The sequence below is a fragment of the Rhizobium oryzicola genome (genome assembly GCF_030504645.1).
In the GTDB taxonomy this organism is placed as follows: domain Bacteria; phylum Pseudomonadota; class Alphaproteobacteria; order Rhizobiales; family Rhizobiaceae; genus Neorhizobium; species Neorhizobium oryzicola.
Genome location: NZ_JAUKWQ010000003.1, coordinates 22,479 through 39,216 on the forward strand (window position 1 = coordinate 22,479; position 16,738 = coordinate 39,216).

General features: G+C 58.8%; 13 protein-coding genes and 3 pseudogenes. 3 read left to right on the plus strand and 13 right to left on the minus strand.

Going from position 1 to position 16,738, the window contains the following annotated elements:
• Positions 1 to 23 precede the first annotated feature (23 nt).
• From Q2T52_RS10785 to Q2T52_RS10800, 4 genes are all read right to left on the minus strand, one after another.
• Complete coding sequence (locus tag Q2T52_RS10785; protein WP_302076752.1) at positions 24 to 701, minus strand: peroxiredoxin-like family protein; 678 nt, start codon at positions 699 to 701, stop codon at positions 24 to 26.
• A gap of 94 nt (positions 702 to 795) precedes the next feature.
• Positions 796 to 1,659 (minus strand): alpha/beta fold hydrolase, encoded by an 864-nt coding sequence (locus tag Q2T52_RS10790; RefSeq protein ID WP_302076753.1) that lies wholly within the window; start codon positions 1,657 to 1,659, stop codon positions 796 to 798.
• A gap of 63 nt (positions 1,660 to 1,722) precedes the next feature.
• Positions 1,723 to 2,493: an enoyl-CoA hydratase/isomerase family protein gene (locus Q2T52_RS10795; protein WP_302076754.1), complete on the minus strand. Its 771-nt coding sequence runs from the start codon at positions 2,491 to 2,493 to the stop codon at positions 1,723 to 1,725.
• Positions 2,494 to 2,562: 69 nt separating this feature from the next.
• Positions 2,563 to 3,195 (minus strand): glutathione S-transferase family protein, encoded by a 633-nt coding sequence (locus Q2T52_RS10800; protein WP_302076755.1) that lies wholly within the window; start codon positions 3,193 to 3,195, stop codon positions 2,563 to 2,565.
• Positions 3,196 to 3,302: 107 nt separating this feature from the next.
• Between Q2T52_RS10800 and Q2T52_RS10805 the strand changes: the two genes are divergently transcribed.
• Complete coding sequence (locus tag Q2T52_RS10805; RefSeq protein WP_302076756.1) at positions 3,303 to 4,178, plus strand: LysR family transcriptional regulator; 876 nt, start codon at positions 3,303 to 3,305, stop codon at positions 4,176 to 4,178.
• 250 nt (positions 4,179 to 4,428) lie between these two features.
• Here the strand turns inward: Q2T52_RS10805 and Q2T52_RS10810 are convergent, their stop codons facing one another.
• The 7 genes from Q2T52_RS10810 to Q2T52_RS10840 all read right to left on the minus strand — a co-directional run bounded on the left by Q2T52_RS10810 (position 4,429) and on the right by Q2T52_RS10840 (position 12,323).
• Positions 4,429 to 5,697 (minus strand): glycerate kinase type-2 family protein, encoded by a 1,269-nt coding sequence (locus Q2T52_RS10810; RefSeq protein WP_302076757.1) that lies wholly within the window; start codon positions 5,695 to 5,697, stop codon positions 4,429 to 4,431.
• 130 nt (positions 5,698 to 5,827) lie between these two features.
• Entirely contained in the window at positions 5,828 to 7,075 is a 1,248-nt protein-coding gene (locus Q2T52_RS10815) for an MGH1-like glycoside hydrolase domain-containing protein (protein WP_302076758.1), read from the minus strand.
• A 19-nt stretch (positions 7,076 to 7,094) separates the two neighbouring features.
• Entirely contained in the window at positions 7,095 to 8,153 is a 1,059-nt protein-coding gene (locus tag Q2T52_RS10820) for an ABC transporter ATP-binding protein (protein WP_302076759.1), read from the minus strand.
• A 13-nt stretch (positions 8,154 to 8,166) separates the two neighbouring features.
• Entirely contained in the window at positions 8,167 to 9,033 is an 867-nt protein-coding gene (locus tag Q2T52_RS10825) for a carbohydrate ABC transporter permease (protein ID WP_302076760.1), read from the minus strand.
• Positions 9,030 to 9,881, minus strand: coding sequence for a carbohydrate ABC transporter permease (locus Q2T52_RS10830; protein WP_302076761.1), 852 nt, complete (start codon positions 9,879 to 9,881; stop codon positions 9,030 to 9,032). Before Q2T52_RS10830 ends, Q2T52_RS10825 begins: the two co-directional genes overlap by 4 nt.
• A gap of 113 nt (positions 9,882 to 9,994) precedes the next feature.
• On the minus strand, positions 9,995 to 11,269 hold the full coding sequence (locus tag Q2T52_RS10835; protein ID WP_302076763.1) for an ABC transporter substrate-binding protein: 1,275 nt from the start codon (positions 11,267 to 11,269) through the stop codon (positions 9,995 to 9,997).
• A gap of 55 nt (positions 11,270 to 11,324) precedes the next feature.
• Positions 11,325 to 12,323: a LacI family DNA-binding transcriptional regulator gene (locus Q2T52_RS10840; protein WP_302076764.1), complete on the minus strand. Its 999-nt coding sequence runs from the start codon at positions 12,321 to 12,323 to the stop codon at positions 11,325 to 11,327.
• Positions 12,324 to 12,742: 419 nt separating this feature from the next.
• Between Q2T52_RS10840 and Q2T52_RS10845 the strand changes: the two are divergent.
• A pseudogene (locus tag Q2T52_RS10845) lies at positions 12,743 to 13,500 on the plus strand (IS5 family transposase).
• Between the two features lie 13 nt (positions 13,501 to 13,513).
• Here Q2T52_RS10845 and Q2T52_RS10850 read toward each other — a convergent pair.
• A pseudogene (locus Q2T52_RS10850) lies at positions 13,514 to 14,294 on the minus strand (IS5 family transposase).
• 70 nt (positions 14,295 to 14,364) lie between these two features.
• Positions 14,365 to 14,556, minus strand: a pseudogene (locus Q2T52_RS10855) (IS6 family transposase); the annotation flags it as partial.
• Between the two features lie 290 nt (positions 14,557 to 14,846).
• On the opposite strand from Q2T52_RS10855, the gene Q2T52_RS10860 reads away from it, so the two are divergent.
• Positions 14,847 to 15,491: a VOC family protein gene (locus Q2T52_RS10860; protein WP_302076766.1), complete on the plus strand. Its 645-nt coding sequence runs from the start codon at positions 14,847 to 14,849 to the stop codon at positions 15,489 to 15,491.
• Positions 15,492 to 16,738: the final 1,247 nt, after the last annotated feature.

Consider the following 16,738-nt stretch of genomic DNA (forward strand, 5'->3'; position numbering starts at 1 on the left):
CAGGGCTTTTTGAGCATCGGGGTTCAGACCGCGGAACGGCCTGCAGCGATCTTGAGCGCAGGCAGCATGTCTTCCGGTTCCGGGCGGCGGGTATAGTCCGGGTTCACCTCCGCATAGAGGATCACCCCATCCTGGCCGACGACGTAACGAGCGGGCATGGGCAATGTCCAGCTCGGGTCGCCGTTGAAGGCGGGAAGATCGTTCTTCAGCGACTTGTAGAGGTCGATCAGATAGTCCTGCATCTCAAACCGCAGGCCGAAGTGTGCCGCAACATCGTTATGCGGGTCCGAGAGGATGGGGAAACTCAGATTGTTCTGCCGGACCGACTTGCGGCTGTTGACCGGGTTCTGCGGCGAGATGGCCACCAGGCTTGCGCCAAGCGCCTGGAACTGGGGCAGAGCCTCCTGCAGCGCCTGTAGCTCCATGTTGCAATAGGGGCACCAGACGCCACGGTAGAAGCTGATGACGAGAGGGCCATGCGCAAGGAGGTCCGTCGAGGAGACGATCTTGCCATCGGGATCGGACAGGCTGAATTCCGGCAGCATGTCGCCGGCCTTCAAAGCCCGCTGGGCAGCGCCCGATGCGATCAGTTCGGCGGTGGCACGATGCATCGTTTCAATGACTGAATAGGGCACGTTATAGGGGGGCTTGCCGGCTTCGAAATCAGCCTTGAAGGCGTCGAGCTTTGATTGAAGGGTCATGGATCTTATCTTTGATGTCTGGGGTGTTGATGAGGATGTTGTGGGGACGACCCAAAGGGCGCCCCGAGAAGGCTAGGGATGCCGCGCGCGGCGATCACGCAGCCTGCCTGTCCAGCAGTTCGATGATGGCGGCTGCGATCTCACCCGCATGGGTTTCGAGGGCGAAATGGCCGGTATCGAGAAAGCGGATCTCTGCGTTGGGCAGGTCCCGCCGATAGGCTTCGGCACCTGGAGGCAGGAAGAACGGATCATTCTTGCCCCAGATCGCCAACAGCGGCGGCTGGTGCTTTCGGAAGTAGGCCTGGAAGGCAGGGTAGAGCGCGACATTGCTGGCATAGTCACCGAAGAGATCGAGCTGGATCTCGTCGACTTCCGGCCGGGCGATGTAATAGGCGTCAAGCGCACTGCCATCAGGCGACACGGCAGTCGTGTCCGGCACGCCGTGCTCGTATTGCCAGCGTATGGAGGCCGGCGTCAGCAGGGCACGGAGCGCCTGCCGGTTCTCATCGGTGGGTTCGCGCCAGTAGCGCTGGATCGGGTCCCAGCCTGCGCTTAAGCCTTCTTCATAGGCATTGCCGTTCTGCGAGATGACCGCTGTCACGCGTTCCGGATGCGCCATAGCGAGGCGAAAGCCGGTCGGCGCACCGTAATCGAAAACATACAGTGCGTAGCGATCAAGCCCGATGACTTCGGTGAAGCGACCGATCACGCGGGCCAGCGCGTCGAATGTATAGGTGAAAGTCTTGCGCGGTTTGATCTCGGAGAGGCCGAAGCCTGGCAGGTCAGGTGCAATGAGATGGAAGCGTTCGGCCAGCAGCGGGATCAGATCCCGGAACATATGGCTTGAGCTTGGAAAGCCGTGCAGCAGCAGAAGCGTCGGTCGGCTTGGGTCGCCGGCTTCGCGGTAAAAGATGGTGTGGCCGTCGACATCGGCGGTCTGATAGCGGATGTCAGTCATTGTCTTAATCCTTCGTCGAGGGGGAGGAGCGCCGACCGGCAGCAACCAGCCGGCGCAGTCGCGTTAGCCTTGGGCGGCCATGGATCGGGCCACCTCGGCGGCGCTGATGCCTTCGAGCGCCAGGCCGTAGCCGGCGCCTTCGTCGATGATGCGGCGCAGCTTCTGGGTCAGGGCGACGCGGGTGTAGCTGGAGGTCAGCGGCGGGAGGGCTGCAATGCCCTCGGCAATCTCATGGGCACGGGCGAGCAGTTTGTCCGCCGGCACGATCTCGTTGACGACGCCCCAGTCCTTAGCGGTTGCGGCATCCAGCACCTGACGCGTCAAGATGAAATAGCGCCCGCGGATACTGCCGATCACTTCCGGCCAGAGCAGGTTGACGCCATCGCCGGGCACGATGCCAAATTCGAAATGCGGCTTGTCCTGGAAGACGGTTTCCGGCGTGGCGAGAATGATGTCCGTCAACAATGCATATTCGGAATGCAGCAGCACCGGGCCGTTCAGCGCGGTGATCATAGGCACCTCGATGTCGAGGATGTTCATCAGCACCTTCTTGCCCTCGCGCAGGATCTTGTCGTAGCCGCGCGGCGAGAAGAAATCGAAGCCTTCCGGGCTGATCGCATCCATGAAGGCGTCGCCCGAGCCAGTCAGGATCACGACCCGGTTGTCGGGATCGGAGCCGATCTGGTGGAAGAGATCGACAAATTGTTCGTGGGTATGGCCGTTGAAAATGAGCTTGCCGCCCTCGGTGTGGAATGCGACCTCCAGGACACCGCTCGGCGAGCGGGTGAGACGAGCATTGGGGAAGGCGTTCTTGTAAGTGTCGAAACGGGACATGGTCGTATTTCCTTGTGTCTGGGTTTCACGTTTGCGGTTGAAGAGGAAGCTGGGCAGAAAACGCCTGGGTCAGGCCGCGGAAGCGGGCGCTTCGATGAGCGCCTCAAGGCGAGCAATGGCCCGCTGGACGCCGGCGCGGTTCGCCACCACGTCGTACCAGCGGGAAAGATTGGGGCGGCCGTCCAGCGTCAGACCGGGGAACTGCCGGCGCCAGAGCCAGCCGAAATGCGCGATGTCGGCGATGGTGAAGGCCTCGCCAGCCACGAATGTCTGGAGAGCGAGCTTGTCATCAAGCAAACCTAGAATACGCTCGGCCTCCGTTGTGAAACGGGCTTCTGCAATCGGCTGCGGCTCCGGCGACGAGCGTTTGAAGAAGCCGGCGTTGCCGAAGGCGGGGCTCAGGCCCGAGGCGTGGAAGAACAGCTGTTCGAAAACACGCGCGCGGTCTTCTCCGTCCGTCGGCAACAGCCTGCCTGTCTTTTCCGCCAGATGGACGAGAATGGCGGCGCTTTCCGTCAGGACGAAATCGTCATCCACCAGCACCGGCACCTTGCCGTTCGGATTGAGGGACAGGAATTCCTCGTGTTTCTGTTCGCCCTTGCGGATGTTGACCGGCTTCAGCTCATAGGGGAGGCCCAGTTCTTCCAGGGCAATGGCGACCTTGACGCTGTTCGGCGTGGCGAAGGCGTAGAGCTCGATCATGGTGTGTCTCCATAGATTGTGTTTCGGTGAGGAGAGTTATGATCATTCCGAGATCATTGCGGCAGCTGGCCCGAAGCGATAATGCTTATTCCAGATAGGAATGGCGCATGGACAGATTGCAGCAGATGACCGCCTTTGTGCGGGTGGTGGAAACGGGATCGTTTTCGGCAGCGGCACGGCGGATCGGGGTGGGCCAGCCGGCCATCTCGAAGACGATTGCGCAATTGGAAGACCGCCTGCAGGTGCGGTTGCTGGTCCGCTCGACCCATGGTCTGTCGCCGACCGATGCCGGCATCCGCTTCTACGAGCGGGCCAAAACCGCAATCCAGGAAGCGGATGAGGCGGAACTGGAGGCGAGAGGCGCCGGTGCCGGTCTGTCCGGGCGTCTCAGGGTGTGTGCCGCGACCACCTTTGCGCGGCTGATGATCGTGCCGCATCTGCCGGCCTTCATGGCGGAGCATCCAGAGCTTGAGGTGGATGTCGTGCTAGACGACCGCGTGATCGATCTCGTCTCGGAGGGGATCGATATCGCGTTGAGGATGGGGGAACTGGCAGACTCGTCGGCCATTGCCCGCCGCATCACGACCGGCAGGCGTTCGGTGGTCGCAACATCTGCCTATCTGGAAAGGCATGGCGTGCCGAAGGTGCCGGCCGATCTCGCAAGCCATCAGGCGCTGGTCTATACGCAGCTCGGCAACAGCTGGACGTTTCGCAAGGACGGTACCGAAGCATCCGTCGTCGTCTCCGGCCGCGCCCGTTTTACGGCCGCCGAGGGCATTCGTGCGGCGGTCCTCGCCCATATGGGGCTGGCGGTCACGTCGGACTGGATGTTCTGGCCGGAGCTTCAGACCGGCGAGGTGTTGCGAGTGCTGGAGGAGTGGGCATTACCGCCGCTTGATCTATGGGCCGTTTTCCCGACAGGACGATTGGCCAGCGCAAAGGCACGCGCTTTTGCTGACTTCGTGCAAACAATCGTCCTCTGAGGGCATGCCTCTATTGGCGATTAGGTTAAATCACGCTTTGTGCGACTTCATCTGCTTTTGGGCCAAGCTGTCACGAGGTGAGTGACTGCACTGGAGTACCTAAAGCAGACCTCGGGGCGCAAGCCAAAAGCATCGAACGTCAAGATCTAAGTGCTAACGTGGACAAAGGAATTTGTGCCGAAGCCTGTGCGGAGAGAAAGATCCCTGGTCCCGCCGCTACTCCTTCGATCAAGGAGGCGCACGGTTATCCTTATAAAACAAAGATAGCGCGGAAGTCATTGACATTGGTAAGCGTCGGGCCGGTTTTGATCAGGTCACCAATCCCCTCAAAGAATGAGTAGCTGTCATGGCCTGCAAGGAGCTTTTTCGCATCAAGCCCCGCTGCGCGCGATCGTCTCAGTGTGTCCGGTGACACGATTGCGCCCGCTGCGTCTTCGGTTCCGTCTATCCCGTCCGTATCACCAGCGATCGCCCATATTCCCTCATTGCCGGACAATGCCAACGCCAGGCTGAGAAGAAACTCGGTATTTCGGCCGCCACGGCCCGACTCCCCTCCACGGATGGAAACCGTTGTCTCGCCGCCTGATAGGATCACCGCCGGACCCTTTACAGGGTGCTCGCTTCTCCGCGCTGAAAGCGCAATGCCGCCCATGATCGTGCCCATTTCTCGGGATTCGCCTTCAAGAGCGTCGCCCAGAATGAGTGTTCGAAGTCCGGCCTCCGACGCCACATGCGCCGCTGCTGCGAGCGCCATGGACGGAGCGGCGATGATCCGCACTTGGCCCGTCAGGTCGCCACGCCGCGGCAGACCAACACCGGCTTCCAGGACGGCCAGCGCACGAGGTGGCAACTGGATGTGCCGCCGCTGCAGAATTTCACGGACATCGGCGATGGTGGAATCGTCACCGACGGTCGGGCCAGACGCAATGGCTGCTGGATCATCGCCAGGTACGTCCGAAATCACCAGCGTTACCACGCGGGCTGGCGCCGCAGCCAATGCCAAGCGTCCTCCTTTGATGAGAGACAAGTGTTTGCGCACTGTGTTCATCTCGCTGATCGTCGCGCCGCTCTTGAGCAAAGCCGCGTTCACCGCCTGCTTGTCTGCCAGCGTCATGTCGCCAGCCGGCGCGACCAGCAGAGATGAGCCGCCGCCAGACATCATGGCGATGACAAGATCGTCCGCCGTCAATCCGCGAACCGTCTCCAGAATAGTGCGGCCCGCTTTCAGACTCATTTCGTCCGGAACCGGATGCGAGGCCTCGATGATGCGAATTCGACCAGCCGGAACTGCATGTCCATAGCGTGTCACAACGACGCCCGAGACATCGACATCCGGCCAGGCCGCATCCAGGGCAGCGGCCATGGCCGCCGATGCCTTGCCCGCGCCAACGACGATACACCGGCCGGCGGGCTTCGGCGGAAGATTGCGCAGGACAGCCTTTGACGGTGCCGCGCTCTCGATGGCCGCGTCGAAAATTCGCCGCAACAGGCTGCGGACAGTCTGATCGTTCCATAGCATGGCTTGTTCCGTTATCGAGTCCAGAGGCACCAAACCTGCAGGTTGTAGGCTCGGCGGCGCTCATTCAAGTCCATCTAGTGTTCGGCCGGTCACCGTTTGTCTCGAGACCATGTGCCGGCCAGAACCATCATCAAGCGGCAAGAGAGAGATAAGCCGCCGCAGTCCATGAAAATCCAAGACCGCCACATCCTTCACCAGTAATCGGATCGAAATATTCCGCAAAGCCTTCCGTTTCGATCGCGCGAACAGTGCTCAATCGCAGAGCCTCGGCCATGTCCGCACGGGAATTTCGCGTCAGTCCTTCAATCAGCAGCCAATTGATAATGGCCCAGGACGGCCCCCGCCAGTACCGCTTGGCTTCGAAGCTATCAACATACGGTTTCGTCGTCGGAAATGCCACTTTCATGCCGTCCGACCAGCGCTGCATTTCCGCAACCACCGCATCAGCAAGGTCCGCACTGAGATCAAGCGCCAACAGGGGAAGGAAGCCAGCATGCGTCGGTGCCTCGATATCCTGGCCGGAGACGAGATCGCGCGAAACGAAGCGCGAAAATGCCGGACGCCATTGTGCCAGAAGCGCGCGCCTTGACTTCTCATTGAAGGCTACGATCTCCGCGGCATCATCGAGCAGGCCGAATTCTTGCGCAAGCGCCCGAAGGTCTTCGCCAGCTTTGAGGAGGATCGCCGTGGTCTGGACTTCCGCAACCTTGAATGGCGCTTTTTCCCACTGCTTTGCCCAATTCCATTCACAGGCCGCGTAGACGTCGACCAGATGGATGAAGCGCTGGTAATCCTCGTTGCGTGGACGCATGTCAGCGTTGACGTGACTGGTGTCCTTGCGCACGACCGGCGTATCGGTCGTGGTCGGCACGCGGGCCAACGCCACGTCCCAGGCTGGGGAATTGTCGCTGCCGCTCTCCCAAGGATGCAACAGGGCAACGAGGCCGGTGCCTTCCGGATCACGCGCAGAATACCACCAGCGATGCCATTTCAGGGCAGCTTCGTAGAGCGGCAGGGTGCGCGTCCTGTCTCCGCTGGCCTCATGCAGTTTGCGCAGCGCTATGGCGAAAACCGGAGGCTGGGTAATCCCGGATGTCGGGATGCTATGACGAGTCCGCCAGACATTCGGCCCGGGGAAATAGCTATCACTTGGCTGGTGGAAGACGATATGCGGGATCATTCCATCCGCCCATTGTCCTTCGACAAGCCGCTCCAATTCACGATAGGCGCGGTCGGTATCGTAGAGCGCAAAGCCCATTGCCACGAAGGCTGAATCCCAATTCCATTGAAAAGGATAGAGCCGATCGGTCGGTACGGTATAGCCGCCCCGGTCGTTGGTGACCAGGATGCGCTTAGCCTCATTGATATGCATGTTCATTTCGGAGACTCCACTGATCTCAGGCCATCTCGGCCGAATAGGATTTGCCGCTTTCGGGAGAAAGCCATGTGATGCGTTGGGAATCGAGCTTCAGACCGATCGTGTCACCGTTCTTCACGGTTTCCGACGCCGGCAGGATCACGCGCACCGGCTGATCGTGGATGGAGCCTGTCAACAGCAGATGCGAGCCCATCGGCTCTGCGACACGGACCTTCATCTCCAACCCTTGCGGCAGGCTTGAAAGCTCAACCGCTTCGCCGCGAAGGCCGAGCACCACTTCCGCACCAGCCTCTCTCGGCACCGGCAAGTGATCGGCGCCCACGACGACTTTTCCGTTTGAGACAGGAACCTTGATGAAATTCATCGGCGGGTTGCCGATAAAGCCCCCGACGAAACGCGTTGCCGGATGATTATAGACATCGACCGGCGAACCGACCTGTTCGACAATGCCGCCATGCATGACCGCGATCCGGTCCGAAAGGCCCATGGCTTCGGTCTGATCGTGGGTGACATAGATCGTGGTGGTGCCAGCCGATTGCAGCACCGTCTTCAGTTCGGTGCGCATTTCTAGGCGCAGTAGAGCATCGAGATTGGAAAGCGGCTCGTCCATGAGAAGCACTTTCGGCTCGACGGCCAAAGCTCTTGCGACCGCAACGCGTTGCCGCTGACCGCCGGAGAGCTTGTTGGGATAGCGATCGAGATACTGCTCGATGTGGAGCAGACCAGCCGCCTTTGCCACCTGCGCCTTCACGCGGGTCTCATCAGCCTTCTGCCTTCGCAGGCCGAAGGCGACGTTTTCATAAACCGTCATATGCGGGAAGACGGCGTAGTTCTGGAAGACCATCGCAAGTCCGCGATCCTTCGGCGCAAGCCCGATCACGGATTTGTCGCCAATGCGGATGTCGCCTCTGGAAGCAGTTTCCAATCCGGCGATGATGCGCAACAGCGTGGTTTTACCGCAGCCCGAGGGACCGAGCAGTGAGACGAATTCGCCATCGTTGATAGTCAGCGAGACCTCCTTCAACGCCTGAAAGGCACCAAAGCTCTTGCGGACACGGTCGATAACAATATTGGCCATGAGATGACTCCCTTTACTTGGAGGAGATGCCCCAGATCGCGAAGAGATATCGTCTGACCGCGAAAATGAAGACTACCGAGGGAAGGATGAGAAGCAGGCCTCCGGCGAAGCGATAATGCATCGGGCTTTCGGAGAGGACCGTAAGGAGATAGGCGGTGAGCGTGCGGTTGCGCACCGTCAGGACCGAGGCCGCAAACACCTCATTCCAGGAGATGACGAAGGCAAAGACAGCGGTTGCGACAAGGCCCGGAAGCGCCAACGGTGCAACAACCTTGAAGAAGGCCTGAAGGCGTGTGCAGCCGAACACCCAGGCGGCTTCCTCAAGCTCCTTTGGCACGCCCAGAAATATGCCCTGGGTCACGAGGGCCGCAAAGGGCAGCGCGAGTACCGTATGAATGAGGCCGACGCCGAGAACCGTATCGTAGAGCCCGAGCCTGATGAAAGAGACGGTCAATGGCAAGGCCAGAATTGCCAGCGGGAAGGCGCGCGTCAGGAGAACCAGCAGTCGGTAGCTATCTTTGCCCCAGAAATTATAGCGGGCCAGCGCATAGCCTGCCGGCGCACCAAGCAGGATGGAGAGTGCCACGGTGATGCCAGCGGCTCCGAGCGAATTGAAGAAGGAGTGAACCACGCCTTCCGTCGTCAGAAACAGGATGAAGGGTTCCAAGGAAATGCCGGTGGGCAGGAAAGATTTTGGCCATTGATAGACACCCTGGCGACCGCCCAATGCGCCAAGCGCCACCAAATAGATCGGCACAAGGACCCAGGCACACAGCATAATGATGCCGCTCCATAAGAGCCAACGGCTGGACGAGGCAAAGCTGGCGGGACTTCTGGGCGCGCCACTCGCGGAATTTTGGGTAAGCGTTTGCTCGTTCATGGCAGGCGCTCCGGATCGACCTTAAGGGCCTTGAGATAAATGAGGGTCGCGGAAAGCGAGATGATCATGATCAGAACCGCGTAGGCGGCGGCAACGCCGTAGTTTTGGTTCTGGTTTTGCCAGTTGTAGGCCTCGCCAACGAGCACCGGAAAATTACGCCCGCCAAGCGCATAGACGACCGCGAAGACTTCAAATGCAAGCACTGTGCGCAGGATCAGCGCCGATTGCAGGGCCGGACGGATGAGCGGTAGTGTGATCTTGCGGAAGCGGGTCCATGGACCGGCACCGAAAATCTCGGCAGCCTCCTTGAACTCTTTCGGCACCTGGTTGAGGCCAGCGACGATGATCACCATCACGATGGCCGTGCCCCGCCAGATCTCAGCAACGGCAATTGCAAAGAACAGTGCCACCGGTGTCTGGTAGGACAGCCATCCGGTCTGCCGTTCGATCAGGCCGAGCGAGAAGAGGATGGTGTTGAAATAGCCAGTGTTCTGCAGGATCGACAGCCAGACGAGACCGGCCGCGAGATCGGAAATACCGAGCGGAATGGTCCAGATCCAGAGGATCGTCTCGCGCCCGGTCCCGACCTTGGACACCATCGTGCCCATCGCCAGTGCAATCGCGATCTGCACCGGCACGACCGCGAGGGTCAGGAGAAATGTGTTCCTGAGGGAGTTGGTGAAATTGATGTCCGCCACCATACGCTGCATGTTGTCCAGCGAGGGGGAACCGTCGCTCGATACGGCCAGCCAGAGCGTCTGAACCAGCGGCACGATAAACAGAAGCGCCAGGAATGCGACGGACGGCAGGATGAGCAGATAAGGGGTCCAGGGTCGGTTTTGGGTCATAGCTACCGCCTTGCGAAGGTGAGATCCGACGTCCGCTCACTCGCAGGCGGACGTCGTAGGCTCTGGGGCTTGTTCAGGTCAGGATCGACTTCACGATCCCGAGACCAGCCGTATCATTGGACCGGGCAGGCCCCGTCGCTCTTTGCATCCGGCGCCCAGCAGGGGGCCTTGGTGTCGGCCATCAACTTGGCCATCACCGCGCCCTGCTTGGCGAGGACATCGGCCACAGGCTGTTTCTGCAGCACGACGAGCTGGAAGGTGTCCATATAGACCTTGTTGAACTCGCCACCCTTGTCGCCGAGGCCGACGGGCAAGAGCGAGATCACCGCATCCTTGGCGTTCTGCGTCCTGGTGACTGCTCCGGCAAGAAGCGCGACACCTTTGTTAAGATCCGGCGGCAACTGAACGTTCAGCGTCGGGAAAAATCCGACCTTCGAAGCCGTCAGAAGCTGCACCTTCTGGGTGGAGAAGCTCTCGATGATTTTGGTCGCGCCCTCCTTGTCCGGCGCGCCCTTGGGGATCGCGAGACCAGCGATGACGGGCATGTAGCCACGGCCCTTCGGGCCAGCCGGTGCCGGAAACACGACATAGTCATCCGGAGCGGCAGAAACAGCGTTTTTCAGACGCGCGATATGATCCCAGGCGACCATGACTTCACCGGCCGCCAAGGGCTCCTGCATGAAATCATAATTGGTTGAGTTGGGGCTGACATAGGCCCACAGCGCTTTAAGCTTTTCCCAGCCAGCGGCCGCGTCGGCGGTCTTGAAGGTGCGCACCACGCCACCTGTAAAAGATGGATAGAAATAGCCCTGGAAATAGCGCGCCATCAAACCCTTCGGGCCCGCGGGAAAGCCAATCTGTGGCTGACCGGTCGCATCCTGCATCGCTTTGCCCCAGGCAATCAGCTCGTCATAGGTGAGCGCGTTGACATCGGCACCTTTGGGCAGCCACTGCAGGGCTTCCTTCTTGGCAGCCATGACATAGGTCGCCTGCATCCACGGAATATACTGCTGATTGGGCTTGCCCAGCTTGCCGAGATCAAGGACCGATTGCGGCATGCCAGCACCGGCGAGCTTCTTGGCCAGATCGTCCAGTGGTTCCAGCTGATCCTTGTCGGCCAGCGGCGAAAGCTCTCCATGCAATGCGCCGACGAGGCTGACGGTATGCTTTCCGGCCTGCCGTTCTGCCTCCATGCGCACGGCAAACTGCGGTGGCTCCTCAACCACATAATCGACCTTGCCAACATCCTTCAAAAGGTCCTGACGAACAATCGTCGCCTCCTCGATTGGACGCAACTGGGTGGATACGAAGACGGTCTGGGCCAGCCCTGGCGTAGCAAAAGCGAGCACAGTGGATGCGACAATTCCCAATTTCACCTGATGTTTCATAGTCTCCTCCGTTCATCATGTTGGCTTGGTATGACTGCCTGCGTTGAACCGCTCCCTATCGAGGCCGATGGCTGTCGCGGTCGACGAATTCAACGGCGTGAAGCTCCTGAAGCTCCTCCGCCGGTTCTCCTGCGATTGCGCGCAGCAGGAGGGAAGCGAAGCTCACGCCTAAGTTTTGGCCCGTCATGCGCATGGTTGAGAGCGAGGGACTGGTAAACGCCCCCATCGGCAAGTCGTCATGTCCGACGATGCTAATGGCGTTGCCGCCAGGGATCTCGCGCAGTGCACGGAGCGCGCCGATCGCCATTTCATCGGTGGCACACACCAAGGCGGTCGGCGGCGAGGGACGATTGAGCAGTTCGAGAGCTGCCACATAGCCACCCTGCTCTGTCGGAGCCGCTTCTGTGCACAGATCAGCATCGAGCCCCGCTTCATCCATCGCGGCTTTCCACCCTCTGCGGCGCACATTGGCGAAATAATACTCCTGAGGCCCGGCGATATGGGCGATCCTTCGATGTCCGGCACTCTGGAAGCGGACCGTCGCAGCGTGAAACCCGGCGAAGCCGTCGCCGTCGATGAACGGGTGCGGGATCGGGCTTTCCGTACGGCCGTTCGTCACAAAGGGGACACCGCGGGACTGGAGAAATTCAACGCGTTCGTCGTGACGTTTCGTACGCACAAGAAGCATTGCGTCGATACGGCGTCCGTCGACAAAACGGCGGCACATATCGAGTTCACTCTCGCCGCGTGGCACTGGCGCGATGACAAGATTGAGGCCCGCTGATGCAAGATGTTCAGCACAGCCGGACAGCATATCGAGGAAATGCGGCGGTCCGATATTGCCGGGATCGCTGGGCAGCGTCACTGCGACCAGTTCCGCACGCTGCTTGCGCAGCCGACGTGCGGATGCGTTCGGATGATAGCCCGCTTTTTCCGCGGCTTCACGAACCCGTTCCCGCGTTGCGGCAGAGACATCGCCATAGCCATCGAGCGCACGCGAAACCGTGGTAATCGACAGTCCGAGCGACTGAGCAAGCTGCTTGAGATTTGCCAAAGTTTCCTCCCTAGGCATCAGGACAATGTTCCAAAACGTTTTGGGAGTCAACCAAAACGTTTTGGAACATTGGGTGGAAGCACCTACTAGCGCCGTCTTCCATTGCATACCCTATGCAATAATTTGGAAAATTCACCCTCGAATACATTGTGTTGACATTCTCCGCTTTGGCGATGGGCTGCTAGCACCATGAGCTGCTTCTTTGACTTAGGGCTCGCAGACATCCGCTGATTGCTCAAGCTGGCTATGGTAGGAGACTGTAGATGTCCTGGGAAAGTCGTGCCAACACCGCATATCCGGCGATATGCCCAAATGGTTGCGTCGCCTTAACGGTTGGAGCTCTTGGTTAGGACCAGATCAATGAATTGACATGATTGGCTGATTCCTTGCTTTTCGAGGTTTGGAAAGCAAGGAGGCTCATGATGAGCGATCTTTTCTGGTTGTCCGATGAGGCTTGGTCTGCGCTTGAGCCCCATCTGCCCAAGAACCAACCGGGCGCGCCACGCGTCGATGATCGACGCATCATTTCCGGCATCCTGCATGTCTTGAAAGTCGGCTGCCGCTGGCGCGATGTGCCGCCGGAATATCGTCCTGCCAAGACTGCCTATAACCGTTATCACCGCTGGGCGAGACGTCGCATCTGGCACCGTCTCTTTGAGAAGATGGCAGCCAAAGGCCCTGTTCCCCAGGAGCTATCCATCGACAGCACCCACATCAAGGCGCATCGCTCGGCGCAAGGCTCAAAAGGGGGGTGTGGGCGCAAGCGATTGGCACCTCGCGTGGCGCAAGAACAAGCAAAATCCATTGCTTGGCCGATGATTGTGGCCGACCGGTCGCCTTCACACTGACTCCCGGAAACATTGCGGATATCAAGATGGCGATCCCATTGCTGGAACTCGCTCGCCCGACAAAGCGCCTCCTGGCAGACAAAGCCTACGACGCCGACAGCTTGCGGGACTGGCTGGGGCGCCAACACATCAAGGCAGTCATTCCATCATCAGCCGCAGGAAGGACGCCGTATCCGTTGGATCGCAAATCCTACAGCCGCAGGAACGTTATAGAGCGGTTGTTCTGCAGCCTCAAGAATTGGCGACGCATCGCAACCAGATACGACCGCCTCGCAACAAATTACATGGCAGCTATCGCTCTCGTTTCAGCAATAATCGCTTGGATATGATTGAGTCCTCACCCTAGGTGCCGGACTCATTAGTTGAGGCAATCCATATCCTCGCCGCCGCAAGTTTGAGGGCGGTGAGATAGTTATCAGCGCGCCGGTCGTATCGCGTCGCGAGGCCACGCATCTGCTGGATGCGGTTGAAGAACCGCTCCACGAGATTGCGCTGACGGTAGACCCAGCGGCTGAAGCTTTGAATGTCTTCTTTCGATTGCTCTTGGCCGGGATATTCGCCCAGCATTTGCGTTGCTTGGCGAAGTTACGAATGGCATCGGTGTCATATGCCTTGTCGGCAAGGATCGTTGTTCCGGGCTGAACGTCGCTCAGCAACTTTTCAGCCATAGGAGCATCGGCCGCCTGACCTGCGGTTAACTCCAGACGAACCGGCAAGCCATCAGCATCGACAAGAGCATGGATTTTTGTCGTCAGGCCGCCGCGGGAACGTCCCATGCAAGGATCGGCAGATCCCCCTTTTTAGCGTTGGCAGCACGCTGGTGAACGCGGACACAAGAACTGTCGATCATCACGATGTCTCCATCATAACGCTTTGAAACAGCGTCGAGAAGACGATCCCAAACACCTGCTTTGCGCCAGCGGGAAAACCGATTGTAAAGCGTCGTGCGCGGGCCATAACGCTCCAGCACATCTCGCCAAGACGAACCGGTTCTGAAACGCCACAGGATGCCGTTGATCACTCGGCGGTCGTTAACACGTTCAATTCCACGGGTATTGGTTGGCAGAAGCGGTGCAATGACGTCCCATTCTTCGTCGCTCAATTCGTGACGGCGCATGGCAATCTCCTTTCACGGAGATTGAATCACACACCGTCCCCAAGATGAACCCCGTTTATGGGGACACTGCCTAATCAGCGAACTTCAGGCCAAATTTCGCCGCCCGCTCCGAGCCAGTCTGGAATGAAACTTTGATGCCGCGCTCAGCCAACAGATCTTCGACGTCGCGTGGGCTGGGTGGGAACCGATAATTGAGCCATACGGCGTGGGCAATGATCTCAGCGGGAAAGCGTTGGCATCTGAAGTGAGCACGAGCAGCTTCGGTCATGACAACCCTAATACCAACTCAACACCAACCAAGAAGTTAAGGCGTCGCCATCAAACTGCGGACACTGATTACGAAAACAGGTCTGGACGCGATTTTCTAGCTATGAGACCCTGAATCGGTAGTGAAATGGTAGGCGCGTGAAACGGCTTGCCTTTTACCGCCGCGCCTGGTCGTCTATGAGACAGATTAGACGAAGTTTCTGGAGAGAATTCACCTAGCGATCGATGTAGAAGCAACGGCGCTGCGCGATAAGAGGAAGTACGTCTTAAGCATCAAAAAAGGATAATTTTATGCCGCGCACTTACATTGACCATTTTATCTACGGAGGGGCCTCAATTGAACTTATTGAAGCGGATGTTCGGTCCAGATTCGGAGTAGCACCGCAAGCGGGAGGAAGTCACCAGGGTCGTGGCACGCGCAATTCCTTCATTCATGTGGAGTGGGATGACGAGACAAATAATTGTTTTCTGGAGTTGATTGGGCCAGACTTGATGCAGGGGGGCAAGGGCGCGGTCGGAACCTACTTTAAGGCATTTCCAAAACCCAGGTTGGATGGCTTCTCTGTCTGGACGCCGGACATTGAGGTGACTAAACGCCTGCTTCAGCAAGAGGGATTTACAATCCGCCCTGAACCTTTTACGCGCATGCGTCCCGACGGTATACTCTTGAGTTGGAATGTGATTCACGTGGAAGGCCACGATCTCGGCAAATTCATTCCGTTTTTTATGGACCGGTCGCCGGAGGACGGCCCGGCGTCGACGGCAACTCCGGGCTGTAGTTTGCTAGCATTCCGGGTTCGACATCCTCAGGCTGAGCGCCTCAATTTGGCCTACCGCGCCATGGGGTTGCGAGTTATTGCTGAGCCATCGAAGAACCCATCGTTGGAACTGTCGCTTATGACACCGCAGGGGCTTGTCGAGCTAACAAGCGAATAGGCATTTGTTTCCTGAAGTCTCGGTTTTCCTTTCCTGCTGGATTTCCCCATCGACGGGTGCTGGCATCCGGTTTCTGCCGCGCTTGCGTTTGGGGTTGTAGCGCACTTCATGTGGTCGAACGCGTGCCTCCTCGCAGGTTTGACGTGAGTTGCACACAAGATAAGCCGACGTATCGAGACAGGGATGGACTTGCCAATAAAATTCATCCGGCTGAAATTGGAGCAGAGGCGGGTCTTGATGAGCTCATTGGCGCGGTGTGTGTAGCAGGTAGAAACGGGAATCGTCTATTTGCGTAGCTCAGAAGCCGGCTGCAGGGATAATCCCTGCGTAGGCATATGGGGTCAGATATCGGCGGTGAGTGAGGCCACAGATTGTTGTAGTCGTCAGCCTGTTCTGCAATGGCGCTCGGGATAGGAGTACGCTCCAAGAACAGGCTCTCGCTGAGCGACCTATAGCGCATCCACCAGTTGTTGCTCTCGACACAGCCCTTTTTGCATAGGCCGTTACGTCAACGAGCATCGGCGTCCGCGTCCCAACAGCACGACGTTTCGCCTTTTGCCTGCGCATGGTGAGACTTCCATCGCGATAGAGCCGATAGATGCAGTTGACTCTGGAAGGCTCCCCGTCTCGTCGAAGCAAAATGAGAACCAATGCTCGCTAAACCGGCGGCGCTTCCTCGCGAAATCGGACAGTTTTGGACGTGACACCAGCTTGGGCGGCCCAGAGGGTAGGCAGCCGACGTTTTCCGTTCTGCGGATATGCCTCGCAGGCCCGCAATTATAAGGCCTGGAGTCGCATTCGAAGGCCGCGCGACAGGATGCCGTTTTGCGGCAGCCCGAGTCAGGGCTGCAGAGAAGCTCCCAGCGCGCAGCCGTAGCCGGTATCTGTTCGGTAAGCAGCTTCTTAAGCTAGAACCGCCATCCTCCGGAGCCTTGAGACGCTCACGTCAGACAATTTTGACGCCGCCGTACGCAGCTGTCTAGCTTTAGAAGCCAGCCCCGCAAATTCAGTATCTTGGATGAAGATCAGCCGCTTTCGCCATGGCCTGCCGCATCTCCACGCATGCCTCGGGAGCGGGCAAGCTTTTGATTTACCTCCCACAATTCCTCAGCGGCAGGTCGCTCGATGGGGTTGGCCACAATCGGCAATTCCAGTCGACTTCCGATGTGCCGCCCATGAATTTCTTTGGGCAGCTTTAATTTTTATTGCTCGACGGGAGAGAAAAACGATCGCTAGATTTAGCCCAG